Annotated in this window: 16 protein-coding genes; 8 read left to right on the top strand and 8 right to left on the bottom strand. The window is 51.9% G+C overall.

Features of this window, described 5'->3' with window-relative positions; translation table 11 throughout:
• Positions 1–70 precede the first annotated feature (70 nt).
• From EBB_RS10580 to EBB_RS10615, 8 genes are all read right to left on the bottom strand, one after another.
• Positions 71–661 carry a PqiC family protein gene (locus tag EBB_RS10580; protein WP_195880871.1) on the bottom strand — a complete coding sequence of 197 codons (591 nt, stop codon included), beginning with the start codon at positions 659–661 and terminating at the stop codon, positions 71–73.
• A gap of 32 nt (positions 662–693) precedes the next feature.
• The gene (locus EBB_RS10585; RefSeq protein WP_192393843.1) at positions 694–1,686 is read right to left on the bottom strand and encodes an MlaD family protein; all 993 of its coding nucleotides are present in this window, start codon (positions 1,684–1,686) and stop codon (positions 694–696) included.
• A complete protein-coding gene (locus EBB_RS10590; protein ID WP_192393844.1) occupies positions 1,683–2,474 on the bottom strand; it encodes an ABC transporter ATP-binding protein in 792 nt (263 codons plus the stop codon). Before EBB_RS10590 ends, EBB_RS10585 begins: the two co-directional genes overlap by 4 nt.
• Before the next feature lie 2 nt (positions 2,475–2,476).
• Positions 2,477–3,640 carry an MlaE family ABC transporter permease gene (locus EBB_RS10595; RefSeq protein WP_192393845.1) on the bottom strand — a complete coding sequence of 388 codons (1,164 nt, stop codon included), beginning with the start codon at positions 3,638–3,640 and terminating at the stop codon, positions 2,477–2,479.
• A gap of 171 nt (positions 3,641–3,811) precedes the next feature.
• Complete coding sequence (locus tag EBB_RS10600) at positions 3,812–4,807, bottom strand: response regulator (protein WP_192393846.1); 996 nt, start codon at positions 4,805–4,807, stop codon at positions 3,812–3,814.
• Positions 4,808–4,814: 7 nt separating this feature from the next.
• Entirely contained in the window at positions 4,815–9,581 is a 4,767-nt protein-coding gene (locus EBB_RS10605; RefSeq protein WP_192393847.1) for a PAS domain-containing protein, read from the bottom strand.
• A 395-nt stretch (positions 9,582–9,976) separates the two neighbouring features.
• Entirely contained in the window at positions 9,977–10,438 is a 462-nt protein-coding gene (locus EBB_RS10610; protein WP_192393848.1) for a single-stranded DNA-binding protein, read from the bottom strand.
• A gap of 36 nt (positions 10,439–10,474) precedes the next feature.
• Positions 10,475–11,860 (bottom strand): MFS transporter, encoded by a 1,386-nt coding sequence (locus EBB_RS10615; RefSeq protein ID WP_225587390.1) that lies wholly within the window; start codon positions 11,858–11,860, stop codon positions 10,475–10,477.
• A gap of 162 nt (positions 11,861–12,022) precedes the next feature.
• On the opposite strand from EBB_RS10615, the gene uvrA reads away from it, so the two are divergent.
• The 8 genes from uvrA to EBB_RS10655 all read left to right on the top strand — a co-directional run bounded on the left by uvrA (position 12,023) and on the right by EBB_RS10655 (position 21,816).
• A complete protein-coding gene (gene uvrA, locus EBB_RS10620; RefSeq protein ID WP_192393849.1) occupies positions 12,023–14,839 on the top strand; it encodes an excinuclease ABC subunit UvrA in 2,817 nt (938 codons plus the stop codon).
• Between the two features lie 66 nt (positions 14,840–14,905).
• Positions 14,906–15,499 carry a Uma2 family endonuclease gene (locus tag EBB_RS10625; RefSeq protein ID WP_371741559.1) on the top strand — a complete coding sequence of 198 codons (594 nt, stop codon included), beginning with the start codon at positions 14,906–14,908 and terminating at the stop codon, positions 15,497–15,499.
• Between the two features lie 225 nt (positions 15,500–15,724).
• Positions 15,725–15,955: an antitoxin gene (locus tag EBB_RS10630; protein ID WP_192393850.1), complete on the top strand. Its 231-nt coding sequence runs from the start codon at positions 15,725–15,727 to the stop codon at positions 15,953–15,955.
• A complete protein-coding gene (vapC, locus tag EBB_RS10635; protein WP_192393851.1) occupies positions 15,955–16,368 on the top strand; it encodes a type II toxin-antitoxin system tRNA(fMet)-specific endonuclease VapC in 414 nt (137 codons plus the stop codon). Before EBB_RS10630 ends, vapC begins: the two co-directional genes overlap by 1 nt.
• A gap of 197 nt (positions 16,369–16,565) precedes the next feature.
• Positions 16,566–16,946, top strand: coding sequence for a type VII toxin-antitoxin system MntA family adenylyltransferase antitoxin (gene mntA / locus EBB_RS10640; RefSeq protein WP_192393852.1), 381 nt, complete (start codon positions 16,566–16,568; stop codon positions 16,944–16,946).
• Complete coding sequence (gene hepT, locus EBB_RS10645) at positions 16,927–17,355, top strand: type VII toxin-antitoxin system HepT family RNase toxin (protein WP_192393853.1); 429 nt, start codon at positions 16,927–16,929, stop codon at positions 17,353–17,355. Before mntA ends, hepT begins: the two co-directional genes overlap by 20 nt.
• 268 nt (positions 17,356–17,623) lie before the next feature.
• A complete protein-coding gene (locus tag EBB_RS10650) occupies positions 17,624–18,991 on the top strand; it encodes a KAP family P-loop NTPase fold protein (protein WP_225587391.1) in 1,368 nt (455 codons plus the stop codon).
• A gap of 2 nt (positions 18,992–18,993) precedes the next feature.
• A complete protein-coding gene (locus EBB_RS10655) occupies positions 18,994–21,816 on the top strand; it encodes a leucine-rich repeat domain-containing protein (protein ID WP_192393855.1) in 2,823 nt (940 codons plus the stop codon).
• The last annotated feature ends 116 nt before the right edge of the window (positions 21,817–21,932 follow it).

The following is a 21,932-nucleotide window of genomic DNA, read 5'->3' on the forward strand; positions in this document are numbered from 1 at the left end:
AGCAGAGACATCTAAAATACTTCCCTTACTCATTGGCGCTCCAGCAGAACGATCAGAACGTCTTAGCCGCTCAACGGCCATGCATTGAGCCCAGTCCGGCTATTTCATTCGCCAATTCCATACTAAAGCGCGTCAAGCAGCGACTTTGCGCAGCGACACTGGCTTCGGCGCCCTTACCTGCCGCTTCGCTGCATTCGAAGCGTTTGCCAAGCATAACTTGTTCGGCTTTCTTCAACTGCCATTGCACGGAGAAGCGGCTTTGGCCGCTGGCGGTTTGATGTAACTCGAGAATATCGAAGCTGATTTGGTAATCGATAGCCTGACGCGGTGCCCATGGATAGCGAACCACTTGTTCTATTCCCAGTTGCTTGGCTAAAGAAAGCCGCAAAACCCGAGCAATATTGTCATCCAGACGTTCGGCCCAGCGATGTTGGTCGTCCAATTCATACTGATGCTCGCTCAACGCCGTGATTAACTGCGGCCTATCTAAATACGCCGGCAAATGAATCGGGCCCAATCCCAACACCGTATCGGCCGGTAACAGGGCAGTCGACGGCCCGCCGGTTTCGGCGCTGAGCATATAAAACTGTATCGGCTGACTGCTGCAAGCGGCCAACAGCAGCGCTGAAAGTAGCATCGGTAAATAAATGACGTGTTTCATATTCATCCGGTTAAACCTGTTAACAACCCAATCTATTTGCCGTATAGCAAGGACTCTGGCCGCCGCTCTAAGGACTCGGTCAAATCCTTAAGCGAACGTGCGGCATTACGCATTTCCACCAAAGCTTGCCCGAGTTGCGCATCCGGCGCGGCCAAGGTTTCGACAGCATTAAGGGCATTTTGCGAACCTTCCATCATCTTGGTAGCGGCGTTCAGACTCTGTTCGGCGGCTTTCAACACCGGCAACAATTCCTGGTTGAAATCGTGCAAGGTGGTGCGGGTATCGCTTAAAGCACCATTGGCGTTGCTCATCAACGGTTCGATCTGATTGTTTAACGTCGCCATCAAACGCTGAGTTTCCTGCAAGGATTTGGCTAAAGCAGCCAGCGATTTCTTGGTGTCATCTGATTGCAGCAAGCTACGCATTTCGCTGAGCGTATCCGCCAAATTCTTCATCATCTCCTCGACCGGCAGTTGACGCGCGCGATTGAGAATTTCATCGGCGGTATTGCGGATTTCGTCAACGGTGGTCGGCACGCTGGGCAGTTCCGGCAGGTTTTTGTAATCCAGCTTAATCAGGTTGACCGGTTTATCGCTATAAAAATTGAGATCGACATATAACAAGCCGGTCAGCAAACTCTGCGTCTCTAACCGCCCCTTCAAACCGGCATCTATCAGCCGTTGCGCGTCCTGCATACGCTGTTTTTTACTGTGGCCGCTGGATTGTTGTACCGACAAGTCTTGCAACAAGGCTGGATCGATTTCGATCACCACCGGCTTGAAAATCCGACCGGTCGCGGTATCCATCACTAGCGAAATTTCGTTGACATTGCCGATCTGCACGCCTTGCAATTTAACCGGTGCGCCGACATTCAAACCATTCAACGCCGAGTCGAAAAAAATCACGAAGCGTTTTTTATCCTTAAAAAAATCGCTGCCGCCAAAGATCATCACGCCCGCCGTCAGCAGGATCAACGCGCCGACCAAAAACGCGCCGATGGCGAGTGGATTGGCTTGTTTGCTCACGCCTGACTCCTCATGTGTCGATGATTGCTATTTTGCTCGGTTTGATCGCCGCGATTTAAAAATCGAATCACGTTGGGGTGTTTGGATTCGTGCAGCAGTTTTTGCGGGGCACCACCGTCGATATTGGTACGGGTTTCGGCATCCAGAAATACCGAGTTGTTGCCAATCGCGAAAATACTGTCCAAATCGTGGGTGACCACGACGATGGTGGCCGACAAAGCGCTGCTCAGGCTCAGAATCAAATCGTCCAGCAATTTGGCAGTGATCGGGTCCAAGCCGGCGGACGGCTCGTCGAAGAACAGAATCTCCGGGTCCAGGGCCATCGCCCGTGCCAGACCAGCGCGCTTTTGCATGCCACCGCTGAGTTCGGAGGGATAATAATCTTCAAATCCGGCCAAGCCGACCAGCGCCAGTTTATACGAGACAATCTCCCGTACCTTTTTCGGTGGCAACTGGGTGGCTTCGGTAATCGGCAGCGCGACGTTTTCGGCTAAGGTCATCGAGCTGAGCAAAGCACCGCTTTGAAACAACACCCCGGTACGCGCCAGAATCTGCTGGCGAGCTTTGGGATTGGCTTGCCACAGCCCCTGCTCGCCATAACAAACGTCGCCTTTGGCCGGCGATTTCAAGCCTATCATATGCCGCAGCAAGGTGGTTTTACCGCAGCCGTTACCACCCATGATGATAAACACGTCGCCGCGATTGATCGTGAAATTCAGATCACGCTGAATCACAAAATCGCCATAAGTCATAGTCAGATCTTTGACTGTGATGCAGGCCTCGGCCATCGTTAAATCCCCAGCCGGTTGCAGATGATGGTCATGACCGAGTCGGCAACGACGATAAACACGATGGCGGTTACCACCGCCGACGTGCCGGCATCGCCGACCGCCGAGGCGCTGCGGCCGCATTGCATGCCGCGCATGCAACCCGATAGCGCAATCAAAATGCCAAACACCGAGCACTTCACGAAGCCGATTATAAAATCCTTCATCTTCACGGCATGGGCGGTGCGGTCCAGATATTCGGTCAGCGACACATCAAAAAAATTCACCGTCACAAAGCCGCCGCCGATGATGCCCATCAAATCGGCATAAAGACATAAAAGCGGCATGATGATGATCAAGGCCAACATGCGCGGCAATACCAGAAACGCCATCGGGTCCAGGTTCATGGTTTTTAAGGCATCGATTTCGCTGTTGACATGCATCGTGCCGATCTGCGCGGCATACGCGGCACCGGTGCGGCCTGACATAATAATCGCGGTCATCAAACCGCCCATTTCCCGAGTCATGCCCAGACTAACCAGGTTGGCGATGTAAATTTGCGCGCCGAACAAAGACAACTGCACCGCGCCGACGAAGGCCAGAATCAAACCCACCAACAAGCTGATCAACGTGACGATAGGCAGCGCCGATGGCCCGCACTCTTGAATATACAGCCATAAATCCTGGCGGCGAAAGTGAGCTTGACCCCGAATGGTGGCAAAAGTGCTAATGATCATTTCGCCGACAAAAATCAACATCTCCCTACCATGCTGAATGGCTTTGCCGGTGCTGACCGTCAAAGCCCGAGCCCAGGAAGTCCGAGTTTGGTCGCGGTGCGCGTCAACGCGCTCCGGCACGGCGGAAACCAATGTCAGCAAACCTTGAATCGATGCCGGCAAGGTGGTTTTATCCACGGCCACCTGTTTTTGCTCGGCGTAATCAATTAGCTTAATTAATTCAGTCACCAACATACTGTCCCAACGGCCAAGCGCTGCCGTAGAGACGACGATTTTTTCGATAGCCTGGGTTTCAATCTGCGCGAGTATGGGTTCCAAAGCGGGTAATTGCGCATCCAGCACCCAGTCTCCAGATAAGGCAATTTCCAAGGTCTTTGCCTGACGAATCGCGCTGATGGCGCAGCTTGGTGCACTATTGATGGCTGGCGGTAGGATTTTTGAAGTTTTCATCCCTGTTGATACTAATAATACTTAGCCGCAAGTATGCGCAGAACGCCGACGCATGGCAATAGCCGACAGAGAAGTATTTTTCCTAAAAATAGCCGGAAGCAACTGCTCTGACTGAATAGCCTTGCATCTTAAAAAGATGCATGTCGGCAGCAAAAAGCTTATCAGTACCTATCAAGTTTTCGCCAATTCGCGAATTTCCCAGTCGGCCTTGATTTGCAAAATTTGCGGTTGAATATCCAGAAAACAGGCCACCATCGCCGGATCGAAATGCTGCCCGGCACCGTCGCGGATAGTCGCGACCGCCTTATCGACCGGCCAAGCTTCTTTATAAGGCCGGCGCATGGTCAGCGCGTCGAACACATCGGCCACCCCGACGATACGCACCGATTCGGGAATATTTAGGTTTGCCAGCCCATTGGGGTAGCCAGTGCCATCCCATTTTTCGTGATGCGACAAGGCCACTTCGGCCGCCAGTTTAAAAATCGGTGCATCGCTTTTCGACAGAATATCGTAACCAATCTGGCAATGCCGGCGCATGATGCGCCATTCGTCTTCATTCAGCGCCCCCGGTTTACTCAGTACCGCATCAGGCACGCCGATTTTGCCCGTATCATGCATCGTCGCGGCAAACTCCAGCAATTCGGCATCGGCACACGTCCAACCGACATTTAAGGCCAAGGCTTTAGCATAAGCGGCCATCCGCCAAATATGTACCCCGGTATCGTTGTCGTTATAGTGCCCGGCTTCGCCCAACATATAGATGGCATCGCGGTGGCTTTTTTCCAACTGCGTTGCCCTTACCAGCGATAAATGGGTTTTTACCCGCGCGCGCACCAGACTGGGTACTACCGGCTTACTCAAGTAATCCACACAGCCCACCGCAAACCCTTGCTCTTCATCGCCCAAGTCCGATAAAGCCGTGACGAATATGACCGGGATGGTTTCGGTGGCTGGATCGGCTTTCAAAGCCCGACAAACTTGGTAGCCGTTCATATCCGGCATCTGAATGTCCAACAAAATTAAACTTGGCCGGTGTTTGGCAACCGCCAGCAAGGTTTCCTGACCGTTACGCGCAAATACCAAACGATAGGTAGGCTCCAGAATTTCGCGGAGTATCGCCAAATTCGCGGGTTCGTCATCCACGATCAAAATCGGATTATTAGGCATGGGTATCTTACTGTTTTGGTATTTCGAGCTGGTTTATTAACGCCAGAACTAAGCTTTCAGCTTGCCGAAAATTATAGTCACGAATTTGTGTCGCGAGCGGCGCCAATAAATCGGCATCTACCAAACCCTCCAATGTCAGCAATAGGCGCTCGGCATGACCAGGGTTATCTTCATCCAGCGCCGTTAATAATTCGCTTAACAAGGGTTTGATACTATCAGGCGCCTCGCGTTGCACACTATGGTCAAGCGGTGACATGGTGTGTGCGCTTAAGTTACCGATGCTGATAATCACCACGTCAAGCGCCTGTTGCAGCGCTGCGGCGGCCCCAGCCAGCGGCTCACTGTGATGCAAGGCCGTTTCCAGTTCGGCGCTACGTTGGGCTACCTCAGTCAGGGCCAAACCGTAAGCCGCGCCTTTTAACTTGTGCGTCAGAGCCGCAAGCCCGGCAAGCTGCCCTTGCTCGGCAGCGACACTAATGTCCCGTCCGGCTGTGCGATACTGCTCGACAAAGCGTACCAGATAGGCCTGGTACAGATCGCGCTTGTGCCACATTTTTAGGCCGGCGTTAACATCGATTCCCGGCAAATCGCCTTGGCCTGGATTTGTCGGCACAATGAGTGGGGCGGATTGGTCGCTGAAAATTACCTCGTCACACGAATCGCCGGATGCCAGCCCCGTAAGTCCGAGCAGCGATTTGCTTCCTGTCCAACGCCTGATCAACTCCAGCATTTGCGGTACGTTGAAGGGCTTGGCGATAAAATCGTTCATACCCGCTTCCAGCGCTGCATCCTGCAAATTTTTAAATGCGCCGGCCGTGAGTGCCAGGATGGGTAAATCAGACCAGGCCGGATTTTCGCGTATCCGCCGAGTGGCGGCATAACCGTCCATGCGCGGCATTTGCACATCCATCAATACCAAATCCGCGGCGCCAGGATGTTTAAACAACCAATCCACGGCGTCTTGGCCGTCGCTCGCCAGGCTGACTTGCGCGCCCTCAGACTCCAAAATGCGCCTGGCCACTTCGCGATTGATGTCGCTATCGTCCACCACCAATATCCGCAAACCTTGCAGACGCGCGCCTGCCGAATTGGACGACTTATCGGGCAAGCCTAACAGCGGCGGGGATTTCGACAATACCGCCGCGACGGCGTTATACAATGCCGAAGGTGTTACCGGTTTGCTCAATATCCCCTCGACATGCTTCATGTCGGCATCAGCCGCCAGCAGTTCCCGGGAATAAGACGAGCTGATCATCAGGATAATCGCTATGCGCGGCTGATCAGGATTAACCGCCGCCAGCGAAGCGCGAATAGCTTCGGCTGCGCTCATGCCGTCGACTCCCGGCATGGGCCAATCCAGCAACAGCGCGTCATAAGGCTCGGCACGCTCCAAACTGGCTAGCAGTTCGACGATTGCCGCATCACCCGAGGCGACGGCGTTGGCATTCCAATCAAGACTTCGTGCCGAGGTATTGACGGCTTCGCGCGTGGTCTCACAATCATCGACCACCAGCAATTTCAAATGGTGCAAATGCGGGAGAGACTGCACCGGATTGCCGTCAAGATGCCGCTGCAACCGCAGGACAAACCAAAATTCGCTGCCTTGGCCGGCCACGCTGTTTACCCGCAACTCGCCTCCCATCAAATTCACCAGCTGGCGACAAATTGCCAAGCCTAGGCCGGAGCCGCCAAAGCGGCGGCTGATCGTATTGTCTGCCTGGGTAAAGGCCGCAAACACATCGTCCAACTGCGGTTCGGCAATACCGATACCGGTATCGCGCACTGCAAAGCGCACCGCCACCGTGTCGCCGTTTTGCCAGTCATCGACAGTGACGCGCAACACAACTTCGCCGCGTTCGGTAAATTTAATCGCGTTGCCGATTAAGTTAATCAAGACTTGTTGAATGCGCAGGCCATCCCCCATCAGAGCATCGATACTGGCCGGCGGGATGATGATCAATTCCAGGTTTTTGTGGTCGGCTGCCGCCGCCATCAATGCCGCAAGGTGATCGAACATATCGCTGAGCCGGAACGGCAGGTTTTCGATCTCCAGACGTCCTACCTCGATTTTGGAAAAATCCAGAATATCGTTGATGATCGCTAACAGGGAACGCCCGGCATCGCGGATTTTCCTCACCAAACTGCGTTCTTCTTCGTTCAGCGCGTGTTGTTCCAGCAAATAACAAAACCCCAGCACCGCATTCATCGGCGTGCGGATTTCGTGGCTCATATTCGCCACAAAACTGCTTTTTACCTGCGTCAAATGCTCTGCACGTTGCAAGGCTTGGTTGAGCTGTTCCGTGCGTTGTTCGACCAGATTTTGCAAATGATCCCTATATTGCAGTAATTCCATCTCCTGCTTTTTCCGCACGCTGATGTCCTGTACCGTGGCCGCCCGGTACATCACCTTTTGCTCGGCATTTTTTACGCTGACCAAATCCACCGCCACATCAAATTCAGAACCGTCCTTGCGCCGATAAACCGATTCGTAACGTATTTTGCCGAATTGGTCGGCTTCATGCAGACGGCGTCTAGCAAACTCAACGTGTTCAGGCGCATACAGGGACAGAATGAGTTGACCTTCAAACTGATCGGCGTTGTCGTAACCCAGCATCTCGGCAAACGCCGGATTGCAGGTTACCAGCCGGCCGGTCTCGGGGTTGCCTATGGCTATGCCGTGCCCGCAATAGCGGAAAGCATCGATCCAACGCTGCTTTTCGGCGGCCGTGAGCTTGGCTTCGGTGATGTCTTGTACGGTCCCAATCAAGCGCCAGGGTTGCCCATCGGCCGTGGTTTCCAGTTTGGCTTTGGACAACACCCAACGCTGCTGTCCTTGCGGGGTGCAAATACGGTATTCCAAACCGTTACCGCTGTTACCCGCCAAACAGTCCTGATGCCAGGCGAGCCTGGCGGCACGGTCATCGGGATGCACCGTATCAAATAGCTGCTCCATGGATAAGGCTTGATCAGTGTCGGGTGATAGGCCAAACACTCTAAAGGTTTCCTCGCTCCACATCGCTTGGCCGCCAGGTAGGTAGCGGACCCATGAACCAATATGAGCCACGGCCTGGGAATCTGCCAGCAGCCGTTCTTTTTCTCTCAGATCGTGTTCGATTTTTCGGCTTTCGCTGATGTCGCTTTGGATACCTATCATGCGCAAAGGCTGACCGTCCGCATCGCGACTCACCACGACGCCTCTGGCCAAGGTCCAACGGTACTCGCCACGCCGGTCCCGCAACCTGTGCTCGTATTGGTAATGCGGCGTTTCCTGGCGAAAATGGCGTTGTATTGCCGCCAAAGCCCCAGGCAAGTCATCCGGATGCACTCGATCCGACCAATCGTGCAAACTGTCTCCCACATCCTCCTCGGCATAACCCAGCATCGACTTCCAGCAATGGGAGAAAAACACTTTGCTTTCCGCGATATTCCAATCCCAAACCCCCTGATTGCTGCCCTCCAGCGCAAACTGCCAACGCGCTTCGGATGTACGTAAATCCAGCTCGGCTTGTTTCAGATCGTGAATGTCCGTGCAAGTACCAAACCATTTATCGATACGGCCGTTGTCGGCAAACACCGGCACGCCGCGAATCAACCACCAGCGGTAAACACCGTCAGAGCGGCGTAAGCGGCATTCCTGCGAATACGTCGCCAGTTCATCCACGGCATTTTTCCAGGCCTGCACGGCCTGTGGTTTGTCATCCGGATGCAAGGGAATAGTCCAACCCTCGCCGACACTTTGCGCCAAACTCAGTCCGGTATATTCGACCCATTGCCGATTGAAATACACATGCCAACCGTCAGCCCGGGTAATCCAGACAATTTGCGGCATAGATTCCGCCAACAAGCGAAACTGTTTCTCGCTGGTCTGTAGAGCCTTTTCCGTCAGCTTGCGTGCGGTGATGTCTACCACGATACCTCGATACAGTATCGGCTGGCCTTGCTGGTCCAATTCTGGCTGGTCACGCGACATTAGCCAGCGGTCCCGGCCGTTAACTTGTGTGGCAAGCCGCCACTCCACGTTCAACTCGATATTTTGCTGTACCGCTTGATGAATCGCCGCTTGCACCATAGCGCGATCAGCCGGATGCACAGTAGACAGCCAGACGTCGTAGCACGCTTGGCAGGAAAACGGTTCCAAGCCGTACAAGCGCCATAGACCTTCATCCCATTGATTTTCGTTGGTCTGTAAATTCCACTCCCAGATTCCGGCGTTGGCAGCGCGCAGCGCTTGGTGCAAACGCCGGTGATTAACATCCGATTCCACGCTGGCAATGCGCTGTAACTCGGTTTTGGAACGGCGCAATTGTTCGAAAGCCAGATTAAACGACAGCCCCATCAAGGCAAAAATAGCCGTGGAATAGTAATAACGCACCTCCGCAAGGTTAAAACTTCCCACAGGCGGAACAAAAATATAGATACCCATTGAAACGGCGATTGCGGTAGCAAGCAGGCCGCTAAGCAACCCTCCCAAGTAGGCACTTAAAAATACCGCCGGGTAAAACAATATCCAGGTCAGTGGCGACAGCGCGGACCATAGCGACCATTGCAGTAAACCGGCGGCAATAGGTGTCGCCACTGACAGAACTGAAGTCAAGTGGATGGGAATTTGCTGAAAGCGGATCTGCCGAAAACGCTCAACATGCCGATTTCGCTCCTGGTTAACCCTGAGCTTATCGAAGAATTTAGTCAGCCTGTCCTTAATCACCGCGATAAACCCAGCAACATTCAGCGGTTGCGGACTGCATAAAAATGCAAAAGTTATCGATGCAAACAAAGCCGGCCGCCACTTTATTAGCGATGCCGCGGCAATTCAGGTGCGTAACTGCCAGTCTAAAAGCAACTAACGAACGTACTGAATCGCTGACAGTCGCAGCTTTAGACCCGCTGTCTTGCCAACGCTGCTCCGCAAGTACCACCCGGCACGTTTCGTCATCCTCTATGGAAATGTTGTGCGAACCGAAAAGCATATGCCCCCGTGCTTTAGGTGTAGTCCTCTAAAATGCTAGCTTACCAGATCAGTGTGTTTCGGCAAATATCGGGGGGTTTAAGTATCTATAGACAGCGGATGATATGCAAAGTAGGCGTTTCAGACGGCGCAGAACAAATAGATTTTGCGCGCTATAAAAAAAGCCCCTGAGCAGGGGCTTTTTGCTTCTTATCAGGTGTCCGTTAAAACGGAATATCGTCGTCGAAATCGTCATACGAAGCCGGCGCAGCTTGTGGCCCTGAAGGCCCGGACGAGCGATTGTCATAACTGCTGGCCGGCGGCGTGTTGCTGTCCGAGTAGCTGGCAGTGCCGCCGCTTTTGCTGTCCAGCATATGCATGTTGTCGGCGACAATTTCAGTGGTGTATCTATCCTGACCGTCCTGACCTTGCCATTTTTGCGTGCGAATACGGCCTTCTACATAACATTGGCTGCCTTTTTTTAAGTACTCTCCGGCGATTTTTGCCAAACCGCTGAAAAACACTACCCGATGCCATTCGGTTTCTTGCTTGCGCTCTCCGGTTTGCCTATCTTTCCAGCGTCTGTCGGTGGCCAAACGTATCGTGGTAATAGCATCGCCGCTCGGCATATAGCGGACTTCCGGATCGGCGCCTAGGCGGCCGATCAGCATAACTTTATTCAGCATGGTGTTCTCCGTGTAAAAATTGCGAGTAACAGCGGCTTACTGCCACTGCTTCAAAAAAAGACCTAATTGGTTTTTGTCGAGCTGCTGGTTATCGACTTTCAAATACGCGGCGTTTTCTTCAAAATGCAGGCGTACTTCCTCGATGCCGTTAATCGCCAACAATGCCTTGGAAAATTCCGCTCCGCGTTCGGGTATGACCGCCTGCAATGGCAACAGCAAATTGGCCCAATAGCGCGGCGGTGACATGAACAGCGCGATGACGATCCAGCTGGCGGCAATCCCCGCCGAAAACATAAATACCGCCGCAGCGCCGTATTCCCCGTACAACCAGCCGCCGGCGCCACCACCTAAAAACGCGCCGAGGAATTGGGCGCTAGAATATATGCCCATGGCTGTACCTTTTAAGTCGCCGGGTGCGGTTTTGGAAATCAGAGACGGCAAGGTGGCTTCCAGCAGATTGAACCCGCAGAAAAAGATCCACAAGCAAGCGATCAAACCGATCAACTCGCCGTGCAGCAGCACAAAGCCGATGTTGGCGATCACCAAGGTGGCAATCGCGCCGATAAACACTTTCTTCATCTGCCGCTTTTTCTCGGCAATGATCACGAAGGGGATAATCATAGCCATGGAAGTTACCAACACCGGCAGATACACCATCCAGTGACTGCCGCCTTGCAAGCCGGCGTCGCGCATCAGTAGCGGCACCACGACAAAACTGGCCATCAGGATTAAATGCAAGGCAAAAATACCGTAGTTCAGGCGCAACAAATCGGCATTCTTGATGACCGAGCCCAACTCAGACGGAATGTACTCCGCATCGCGGTGGGTGGTAATTTTTTCCGGGTTAGGCACGACGAACAGAATCACCAAAATGGCCAGAGCCGCCAGCAGGGCAATCATCCAGAAAATGCCGGCAATGCCGAAATGATGGGCAATGACAGGTCCCAGCGTAATCGCCACACCAAAGGAAACACCAATGCTGGCACCGATGGTCGCCATGGCTTTGGTGCGGTGTACTTCCTGGGTCAAGTCGGCCAGCAAGGCCATGACCGCGGCGGAAATAGCCCCGCAGCCTTGCAGCGCGCGGCCGATCAGCACGCCATAAATATCGGTCGCCAGCGCCGCCCAGACGCTGCCGGCCACGAATAAAATCAGTCCGATCACAATCACGGTCTTGCGGCTGAACCGGTCCGATAACAAACCGAACGGAATTTGCAGGATAGCCTGGGTCAGGCCGTAGATACCCATCGTCAAACCCACCAGCTTGGGCGTCGAGCCAGGCATTTGCTCGGTAAACAGCGACAAAACCGGCAGCAGCATGAACAAACCCAGCATTCTGAGCGCATAGATACTGGCCAGCGATACGGTAGCCCGCTTCTCCATGGCCGTCATCGGACTGGTAATATCCTGAACCTGTGTCAAACCAAACTCCCCTTTGCCTTGCATCGTTAAAGGTAGCTATAGTACCAGTTTATGGGCGTGGCGCTCCAGCACGGTAATAGCGATTTAGCCAATGCTCTTTGCCCAATGGCTGCCTTAGCCGTATAGTAATCGGTTGTTAAAAATCCCCAGGAATGCACAACAGTGGACACCATCAGCATACGCGGCGCCCGCACTCATAATTTAAAAAACATCGATCTGGACTTGCCGCGTGACAAGCTCATCGTCATCACCGGCCTGTCCGGCTCCGGCAAGTCGTCGCTGGCGTTCGACACGATTTACGCGGAAGGCCAGCGCCGCTACGTCGAATCCTTGTCGGCTTACGCCCGACAGTTTTTATCGATGATGGAAAAGCCGGACGTCGATCATATCGAAGGCCTGTCGCCGGCGATTTCCATCGAGCAAAAATCTACCTCGCACAACCCACGTTCCACGGTCGGCACGATTACCGAAATTTATGATTATCTTCGCTTGTTGTACGCGCGGGTCGGGATTCCGCGTTGTCCGGAGCATGGCGTGTCGCTAGAGGCGCAAACCGTCAGCCAAATGGTCGACCAGGTTCTGGCGCAACCGGAAGGCGAGCGCTGGATGCTGTTAGCGCCGGTGATCAACGATCGCAAAGGCGAGCATGTGTTGCTACTGGAAGATTTGAAAGCCCAGGGTTTTTTGCGCGCACGCATCGACGGCGAAGTCTACGAGCTGGACGAGCCCCCTGCCCTGGATTTAAAGAAAAAACACACCATCGAAGTCATCGTCGACCGTTTTAAAATCCGCGACGACATCCAACTGCGCTTGGCCGAATCCTTCGAAACCGCGCTGCGCTTATCCGAAGGCTTGGCGATTGCTGCGTCGATGGAAAGCGATCAACAATTACTGTTTTCAGAGCGTTACGCCTGCCCGCATTGCGGCTATAGCCTCAGCGAACTGGAACCGCGCATCTTTTCCTTCAACAACCCGAAAGGCGCCTGCCCCAGCTGTGACGGCCTGGGCGTGCGCCAGCATTTCGATCCGCAACTGGTGGTGCACAACCCGGAGATCAGCTTGGCCGGCGGCGCGGTGCGCGGGTGGGACCGGCGCAATGCCTATTACTATCAGATTATTTGCGCCTTGGCCGAGCATTACAAATTCGATCCAGAAGCGCCGTTCTCGCATATCCCTAAAGATGTACAGGGAGCAATTTTGTACGGCAGCGGCGAGGAAAAAATCAGCTTTACCTTTCAGATGGGCAACGGCAAGCCCAAAACCAGCCGCCACGCCTTCGAAGGCATCATTCCCAATATGCAACGCCGTTACCACGAGAGCGATTCGCAAATGGTCCGCGATGAATTGTCGAAATACCTCGCGCAACAGACTTGCTCGGTATGCGACGGTGCCCGGCTGAATATCGGTGCCCGCAACGTGTTTGTCGATGAACAACCTTTGCATCACGTCACCCGCTTACCAATTAAACAAACCTTGGGCTTTTTTCAGGGCTTGAGTATTCCCGGGCACCGTGGCGAAATCGCCGCCAAAATCAACAAGGAAATTCAAGAAAGGCTGGAGTTTTTGGTTAACGTCGGTTTGGATTATCTGACCCTAGACCGTAGCGCCGACACTCTGTCCGGCGGCGAAGCGCAACGCATCCGCCTGGCCAGCCAGATCGGCGCCGGCCTGGTCGGCGTGATGTATGTGCTGGACGAACCGTCGATAGGTTTGCATCAGCGCGACAACGAGCGCTTGCTGAACACCCTGTATCGGTTGCGCGACTTGGGCAACACGGTCATCGTGGTCGAGCACGACGAAGACGCAATCCGCGCCGCCGACCATGTGGTCGACATTGGCCCAGGCGCCGGCGTGCATGGCGGCCAAATCGTCTCGCAAGGCACGCCGGCGCATATTCTGGCCGATCCCAACTCCTTGACCGGCCAGTATTTGTCCGGCGGCTTGAGTATAGACATCCCCAAAAAAACCACGCCGCGCGACCCCAGCAAACAAGTCACTATCCGCAAAGCTAGCGGCAACAATCTGCAAAGCGTCGATGTCAGCTTCCCGGTGGGTCTGATGACTTGCGTCACCGGTGTTTCGGGTTCCGGCAAATCGACGCTGATCAACGACACTTTATACAGTCACGCTGCCCGGTTGATTAACGGCGCCAGTTGCATCCCGGCGCCGTGCGAAGCCATTGAAGGTTTGGAACACTTCGACAAAGTGGTGGACATCGACCAAAGCCCCATCGGCCGCACCCCTCGCTCCAATCCGGCCACCTATACCGGCATCTTCACACCGGTGCGCGAGCTGTTCTCCGCCACGCCGGAGGCCCGTTCGCGCGGTTACACGCCGGGCCGCTTCAGTTTCAACGTCAAAGGCGGCCGCTGCGAAGCCTGCGCCGGCGACGGCGTGATCAAGGTGGAAATGCACTTCCTGCCGGACATTTTCGTACCCTGCGACATTTGCCACGGCAAGCGCTATAACCGTGAGACTTTGGAAATCCGCTACAAAGGCAAGACCATCCACGAAGTACTGGAAATGACTGTGGAAGACGCCACCCAATTCTTCTCCGCCATTCCCAGCCTGGCCCGCAAGCTGCAAACCTTGATCGACGTCGGTTTAAGCTATATCACGCTGGGCCAAAACGCCGTGACGTTATCCGGCGGCGAGGCGCAACGCGTCAAGCTGGCGAAAGAACTATCAAAACGCGATACTGGCACCACGCTGTATATTCTGGATGAACCCACCACCGGCCTGCATTTCCACGACATTAAACAATTGCTAACCGTGCTGCACACCTTGCGCGACCACGGCAATACCGTGATCATCATCGAGCACAATCTGGACGTGATCAAAACCGCCGACTGGATTGTGGACATGGGCCCGGAAGGCGGCAGCGGCGGCGGCCTGCTGGTGGCGGAAGGCACGCCCAAACAGATTGCCAAGCATAAGAGCTCGCATACTGGGACTTATCTGAAGCGTTTTTTTGAATAGCGCCGCTTGCCGACAATCGGCGGACTTATTAGGATGCTTGAATGACGGAGAAATAGCAGGAGAACTATGATGGGGTTAGCTTTAAAAGACCGGCAACAACACACTTACGGCGATTATTTGCAATGGCCGGACGACTTACGCTACGAATTGATCGACGGCGATGCATTTTTAATGTCGCCAGCGCCGGACTTGCCGCACCAGGATGTGGCCGGGGAAATCTACCGTCAAGCAGCCAACGTTTTGCGCGGCAAACCCTGCCGCGCCTTCATCGCCCCTGTGGACGTGCGCCTGCCCAAACGCGACGAGGCAGACGAGCTGATCGACAGCGTCGTACAACCCGATGTGCTGGTAGTCTGCGACGCTAACAAACTGGACAAACGCGGCGTACGCGGCGCGCCGGATTGGGTAGTGGAAGTATTGTCGCCGTCTACCGCCAGCCACGATCAGATCAAAAAGCGCGACCTCTATCAGCGCGCCGGCGTCCGCGAATATTGGTTGGTCCACCCCATCGACCGCATGCTGACCATCTATCGCCTGCAAAACGGCGAATACGGTAAGCCCGAGCTTTATCCATTGGAAGGTGAAACCCAAGTCGGCATTCTGCCGGAGATTGTGATTGGTTGGGACGAATTGGTAGCGCGACTGCCTGACGATTATTGATAACTAACCTGCCCGCCGCGCTTCTCTGGTGACCAAACTCCTGCTTGGTCACTAAGCCTTGAAAACTCCAGCTTTCTCAAATAATTCGGGAAGCGCTAGCTTCCTGGATTGGTATCCAAGCAGGAGCTTGGATAACTGCCAAGAGTAGGCAACTCTTCTCGTTTCTGGATTCCTCCAGACCAACAAGTATATACTGACAGTATTTACATTTTACGGAGTAAGACCATGACCTACGCCCGTATTTTTCAATCCGGCAACAGCCAAGCTGTGCGCTTACCCAAGGAATTTCGTTTTAACGCCGACCGTGTGGAAATATTCCGCCGCGGCGACGAAATCGTGTTACGAGAAACCCCAATCAACGCCACCGCCATATTCGACGCACTCAGTACGTTGCCGGAAGACTTCATGGCCGAAGGCAGGGAAGACAGCCCGCCGCAGGAACGCGAGGCATTTTGATGCCAGTGCGCTATCTGCTGGACACCAACATCTGCATCTACATCGCCAAACATCGTCCGCCCGCCGTGCGCGAGCGTTTCGCTCGCCACTCGGCCAGCGAACTGGCCATGTCGGTGATCACCTTGGGCGAATTGCGCTTTGGCGCTGAGAAAAGCCAGGCACGCGAGCGCGCGATTGCCATTGCAGCCCTAGCCGAATTGACCGGCCTGATTCCAGTCTGCGAGTTACCCGAACCAGCCGGCGACCATTACGGACAGATTCGCGCCGAGCTCCAGAAAATCGGCCAACCAATCGGCAATAACGACTTATGGCTGGCCGCTCAGGCGCGATCACAAGACTGGATTTTGGTAACCAACAACGAACGGGATTTTCTTAGAGTGCCGGGCTTGTGGGTTGAAAATTGGGTAAATTAATTCCTTTTAGTCGCCGAATAACACCGTGATCATCATCGAACATAATCCGGATACGATTTGGACTGCCGACGGGATAGCCGATTGGGCCCGGAAAGCGGCAGCGGCGTCATGTTGATGGCAAAACGCACGTCGAAGCCTAAGGCTTCGCATACCGGGCGCTATCGGCAGCATTTTTTTCGTGAATCACCGCTGACAACATGAATGAACTGCAAGCGGAAATAACTCAAGCGATTTTGGCGCATGCCACAGTCGATGCGATTTATCTATATGGCTCCCGCGCCAAGAATACCGCGCGACCCGACAGCGACTGGGACATCGCGGTGATTTTCAGCGATTTCCAGACCGATCCGCTGGAACGCGCGGTGCGTCCGCAAATGCTGGAAGCCGAAGTCGAACGCGAGTTAAGACGCTACAATCAAATCAGTATCGTCGATCTGGAAACCGCGCCGGTCTTGCTGCAAGTCGGCATCTTGCAATCGGCTGTCAAATGGTACGACCGCAATGTAGCGCACGTCAGACGCATTGAGCAAAGCATCTGGTCGAAATGGGAAAAAGATTATGAGAGATATTGCTTATGAACAGGCGCTGATGCGCCACCGCCGCAAAATGCTGCGCATCCTAAACGAATACGGTCAAGAAAATCCGCATACCTGGACCGAACGTGACCTACTGGCGATTCAGCGTGCACTGCAAGTCTATATCGAAGCTTTCATCGGCATGGCGCGTTATTTCGTCCAGCAAAAATACCAACTGACAGTCAGCCAATCGCGGGAAGCGTTGGACGAATTGAAAAGCCACGGTGATTTACCGGCCGATCAGCATGCCGAATTGATGAAAATCCTCGGTTTCCGCAACGTGCTGGTGCACGACTACCTGGACCTCAACGACGTGATCGTGCAAGCCATCGTCACCGGCAAGCAGTATGCGGTTTTGGAGGAATGGATGGTGGTTTGGCAGGGGGGGCTGGATGGATGTGAGCCGAAATGAATGAATACACTCCTGTGAGCAATCTATGCCTGGTAACAGGAAAAGCACTGCGTTGCGGTAGAAGATGATGCCGCATCAGGGGCAAACCAAGCATTCCAACGTAGCGCGTTGGAATGAAGAAAACTCTCTTGTCTCCTTTCAATGACCAGGACACAACTAATAACGGAATATGACACTCTAGTCGGAAGGTTATCCCAACACAAACACAAATCTCAGGTAAAAGAGCCGATGCTATACTCCTGTTGCCAAACTCAGAGAATTTTGCGAGATGTCAAAACTTAGCCATAACGATGCCCCTATTCATATCGATGCGTTTGGTCAAGGCGAATTTATTCGGCAAATCGCGGACGTGATCAAAACCTGCGATGCGCCAAAGGGCATTGCGATAAACGGTTACTGGGGCAGTGGTAAAACCAGTGCCTTACTTCAATTACATAAGGAGCTAACTGGCGTCTTACCTAACGACACAAATAAACCTTCAAAGCCGGGAATGACTCCAATATGGTTCGAAGCTTGGCGACACCAGAACGAAGCGCTACCAATTGTTGCTTTATTACATGAAATTCGCACAAAACTCGGAGCTTGGAATAAATTCCGAAACAATGCCGAAAAGTTGAGCACCATAACCCTGACTGGAATTTTGGGCGCATTCGATGAAACGTTGAAGGCAGCCAGCGGTGGCGTGATGAGTCCCGCCCTAAGCAAAATCCCCGAGATAGCAGCACAATGGGAAAAAGACAATTACCACAACAAACTTGCTAGCCAGCATCTAAGTCAATTATTGGAAGAAGCTATCGATCAAGCGTTGGGTAAAGATAAGAATAATCCTGATCGCAAGCTAGTGATTTTCATCGACGACCTTGACCGCTGTATGCCAGATACAGCATTGAAGCTGCTGGAAGGCATCAAGGTCTATTTAAACCTACGGAACTGCGTCGTCATATTCGGCATGGATCAACGCCAGATAGAAAACTCACTACGCAAAGCCTTAAATTTAAAAGACGGCTCCAACGATGGCGATCATCATGCGAGAGAGTATTTGGAAAAGATTTGTCAGGATATTTACCATCTACCTATACCGGATAAGCAGCAAAAGTCGGCCTATCTATACGATCTGCTTAAAAACCTGGATTTATCCTGCACTCCCAAACAACAAAGAACGCATCTGGACGAGTTGAAACGAATCCTGGACAATTACGATTGTCTGCCAGCCAATCCTCGTAAGATCAAAGCTCTGGCGAATCGATTGGCAACCGTATTCAGAAAACTACCGATGTTGCCAGCCATGGTTTCGACTACAACGCCGAACGCGTTAATATCCAAAGGCTTAAAAGTCGAATACGGGCTTTTAACAGTTACCGCGATTATTTACACCTTTCATCGAAGCTTAAATGAGCAACTGGCACAAAACCCGACATACATCAGTACCCTGATTGGATACGCCAATAACCCACCACCACCATTAGCTACACCCGATCCTATTTTCGAACCAATGCGCAGCCTCGTTCCATCCTTTAACGGTACAGCGGATTTGCCGGTCAATCCCAGCGATAGCCATGTGTTTCGTCTGCATCGATTACTTATCGATTTGGGCACTGTTATCGAAGCCGAAATCAAGCCATTTCTCAATCTATAGTCATGCTGCTTCCAACATCCCAAACCCTAGCGCCTGCTCAAAAGCCGGATACCGACGCATTTATCGATATAAAGAATAACCATGCCTTACTGAGCTATTTTCAAAAACTGCAGCGGCAGTTCATGGTCGCCAATAACTTCGGCTTGGCGCTGGATGATGAAGACCGTCCAGACACTAAAACCGCACCTGCCTACTTGCGTAACCTGTTTGTGCCGCCACATCTGGGCGAGCGCCACTATGATCCGGAACAACTGATTAACCTTGAAATGCAAAGCCAAAACCAACATTGGCTGGACGCAGTAGAGGTTCTCAAACAAAATCCTAGGATGTTTCTGCTTGGCGACCCTGGTGCGGGCAAATCCACTCTGCTTAGCTGGTTGATGCTGGCGTTTAGTTACAGTGGTGAAAACCTCACAAAAATGCAGCTTGGCGATCGAGTGCCATTTTTGTTGGTATTGCGAGACTTGCCATTAAGTCAAGTTCGCGATTGGGACACCCTTTGGCAGGTGTTTTTGAATAAGCACCTCGATCACCTTGCGGCGCCGTTGCGAGAGCAAACGGCATTAATCAGCCAGCTTTTCGAAAGCGGACAGGCTTTTATATTAATCGACGGCTTGGACGAAGTCACGGAAGAAAAATCCAGAACATATCTGGGTAAGGCGGTATTGGACGGCATAAACCGCTTCCCCCGTTGCGTGTTTATGATGACATCCCGCTTGTTGGGCTTTGATCAGTTGGAATGGTTTGGTCAGAAAGTTACGCGGTATATCCCTGCTTATATTGATAGTGCAATTGAAATACAAAACACAAAAATTCAACTAGATGCGACAGAGGCAGATATGCTTCTAAAAGCATTGGAGTTAACTGAAAAAGCAATCCCGGAGACAATACCACAATATTTCGCCAAAACTATTCATGTTCGAAATACGCATTTTTTCGAATTACCGGTTTTTTATTTGGCCCCTTTCGATTTACCGCAAACTCGCCTGTTCATCGAAAACTGGTATCGGCAATATCTCAGCGCTGACCACGCCTTACCCCAGAGGATAAATGATCTACAAAAGCGGATAGAAACCAATGACGGATTGGGGCGCTTGGCTCGGATACCGGTATTGCTAAACATGATTTGCTTCATTCATTCCCGCCGTGGTCGTTTGCCGGATGGCCGTGCCGAGCTTTACCAACGCATAGCCGAAACCTATTTAACCGGTTTGGATAGAGCCAGAGGACTTAAATTTTTGGGCCGGGAATTCAATTACGACTATCTGGATTTGTCGGAATGGCTAGGTAAACTGGCTTTGCAATTACAGGATAAGCGAGGTGAAGACGATCAGGCCTTGTTGATCGAAAAACCGGACATTGAAACTCTACTTAAGGAGGAGTTACAAAGCCGAGGCATGCCCGCATCGCAAATACCCGAAGAAATCGATTTCGTCCTCCGCTATCTTGCCGAGCGGAGCGGCTTGTTCATACCGCGCGGTTTCAATGAACAAGGTGTCGAACAATACGGATTTACTCATTTAAGTTTTCTGGAATATTTTGCCGCCTACGCCTTGAAACAAGATTCACAAGTTGATAGTGATTGCTTGGCATTGCGCCAGGAAACCACCCAGCTACCGCGTTGGCATGAGTGCTGGGCTTTATTTTTTGAGCAAATCGAACATAGCCGCTTGGCGGATAAATATTTGCAGCTGTTGTTCCCAAGTATCAGCAACGAAGCAATTACCTCGAGATCAAGTCCCGAGCTAAACGAACAGGTACTGGTTGCTAAACTGCTCTGTGCCAAAATCGTAATGGATAGTGCGGTACGATTGGGTTTTCAAGTTCGTCAGAGGGCGCTAAATAGTTTATGGACTTTCTATCTGACTAAACCGATATACTTTTTTAGAGATAATGACAATTATCATGCTCTGTGTGATGTGCTATGGTCGGACCGTTTCGACTCGAAGAACATATTTATTCACCAAGTACGACAGTCGCAAGTTAACTATTTAGAATTAAGTGGAGAAGCGGTTGGCGACTTGTCACCTCTGATTAATTTTGAATTCACATCAATCGATCTTTCCAATTCGGACTCAAACTGCGATTGGTCACATATAAATTCTCGGACATTAGAAAGGCTTAAGCTAAAAAAGGTCGCCATTTCAGACCTAACCGAATTGAAGAATTATACTAGTTTAAATTTTTTAGTTTTAGATCAGCTTCCCATTAAAGACTTATCACCATTAAAGGCATTAAAGTCGCTATATTATCTATACCTATCAAACTGTCCAGAACTTGACATTTGCAGCTTGGAAAAGCTTAAACAGCTGACAAGCCTGACAATTAAAAATCAATCAATAACTGATTTTTCACCGCTCGGAAAACTAAATAAACTAGAATCTTTATCCTTACTTTCAGTACCAATCGACAGCTTTTCTCCTCTTGGAGTTTGCAAAAAACTATCGCAATTACTATTACTTAATGCTGGAGTTTCCCACTGGGCTTCACTGGCTGAATTATCGGCACTCAGAAGCCTTGATGTTTATATTCTTTCGCAAAAAGAGTTCGACCAGTGGTCACCATTGAGGAACCTAGATGAATTAAGCATAAACTCAGCGAGAATAACAGATATAACCCCACTTGTAGAATTTGTTAATCTAACTAGATTAGATTTAAGTGAAACACAAATCACTGATATAACCCCATTAAAATCCTTAAAAAAAATAACTCGACTGCGCTTACCAAGTACAAACATAAAAGGTATTGAGTTATTCGACAAAAACATACTGAAATTCCCCCAGTCTAAACTGGATAATTCAGAAAATACCGGATCGTTACCCTAACAACATAAGCTAGGGAATTAAAAAAGGCACTATCCACAGACACCCATTGAAAAATCCGTCTTTAACATGGCGGATTCAAAACTCAATGATGTTTTGCATGGGCTCAACCTCCGGTG

Source organism: Methylomonas fluvii (genome assembly GCF_014850975.1).
Classification (GTDB): Bacteria; Pseudomonadota; Gammaproteobacteria; order Methylococcales; family Methylomonadaceae; genus Methylomonas; species Methylomonas fluvii.

Bases quoted from the DNA above. Each gene is read 5' to 3' on its own strand.
- EBB_RS10580 (WP_195880871.1), bottom strand. From the start codon at position 661: ATGAAACACGTCATTTATTTACCGATGCTACTTTCAGCGCTGCTGTTG.
- EBB_RS10590 (WP_192393844.1), bottom strand. From the start codon at position 2,474: ATGGCCGAGGCCTGCATCACAGTCAAAGATCTGACTATGACTTATGGC.
- EBB_RS10595 (WP_192393845.1), bottom strand. From the start codon at position 3,640: ATGAAAACTTCAAAAATCCTACCGCCAGCCATCAATAGTGCACCAAGC.
- EBB_RS10600 (WP_192393846.1), bottom strand. From the start codon at position 4,807: ATGCCTAATAATCCGATTTTGATCGTGGATGACGAACCCGCGAATTTG.
- EBB_RS10610 (WP_192393848.1), bottom strand. From the start codon at position 10,438: ATGCTGAATAAAGTTATGCTGATCGGCCGCCTAGGCGCCGATCCGGAA.
- EBB_RS10625 (WP_371741559.1), top strand. From the start codon at position 14,906: ATGATGGGGTTAGCTTTAAAAGACCGGCAACAACACACTTACGGCGAT.
- EBB_RS10630 (WP_192393850.1), top strand. From the start codon at position 15,725: ATGACCTACGCCCGTATTTTTCAATCCGGCAACAGCCAAGCTGTGCGC.
- vapC (WP_192393851.1), top strand. From the start codon at position 15,955: ATGCCAGTGCGCTATCTGCTGGACACCAACATCTGCATCTACATCGCC.
- mntA (WP_192393852.1), top strand. From the start codon at position 16,566: ATGAATGAACTGCAAGCGGAAATAACTCAAGCGATTTTGGCGCATGCC.
- hepT (WP_192393853.1), top strand. From the start codon at position 16,927: ATGAGAGATATTGCTTATGAACAGGCGCTGATGCGCCACCGCCGCAAA.
- EBB_RS10650 (WP_225587391.1), top strand. From the start codon at position 17,624: ATGTCAAAACTTAGCCATAACGATGCCCCTATTCATATCGATGCGTTT.
- EBB_RS10655 (WP_192393855.1), top strand. From the start codon at position 18,994: ATGCTGCTTCCAACATCCCAAACCCTAGCGCCTGCTCAAAAGCCGGAT.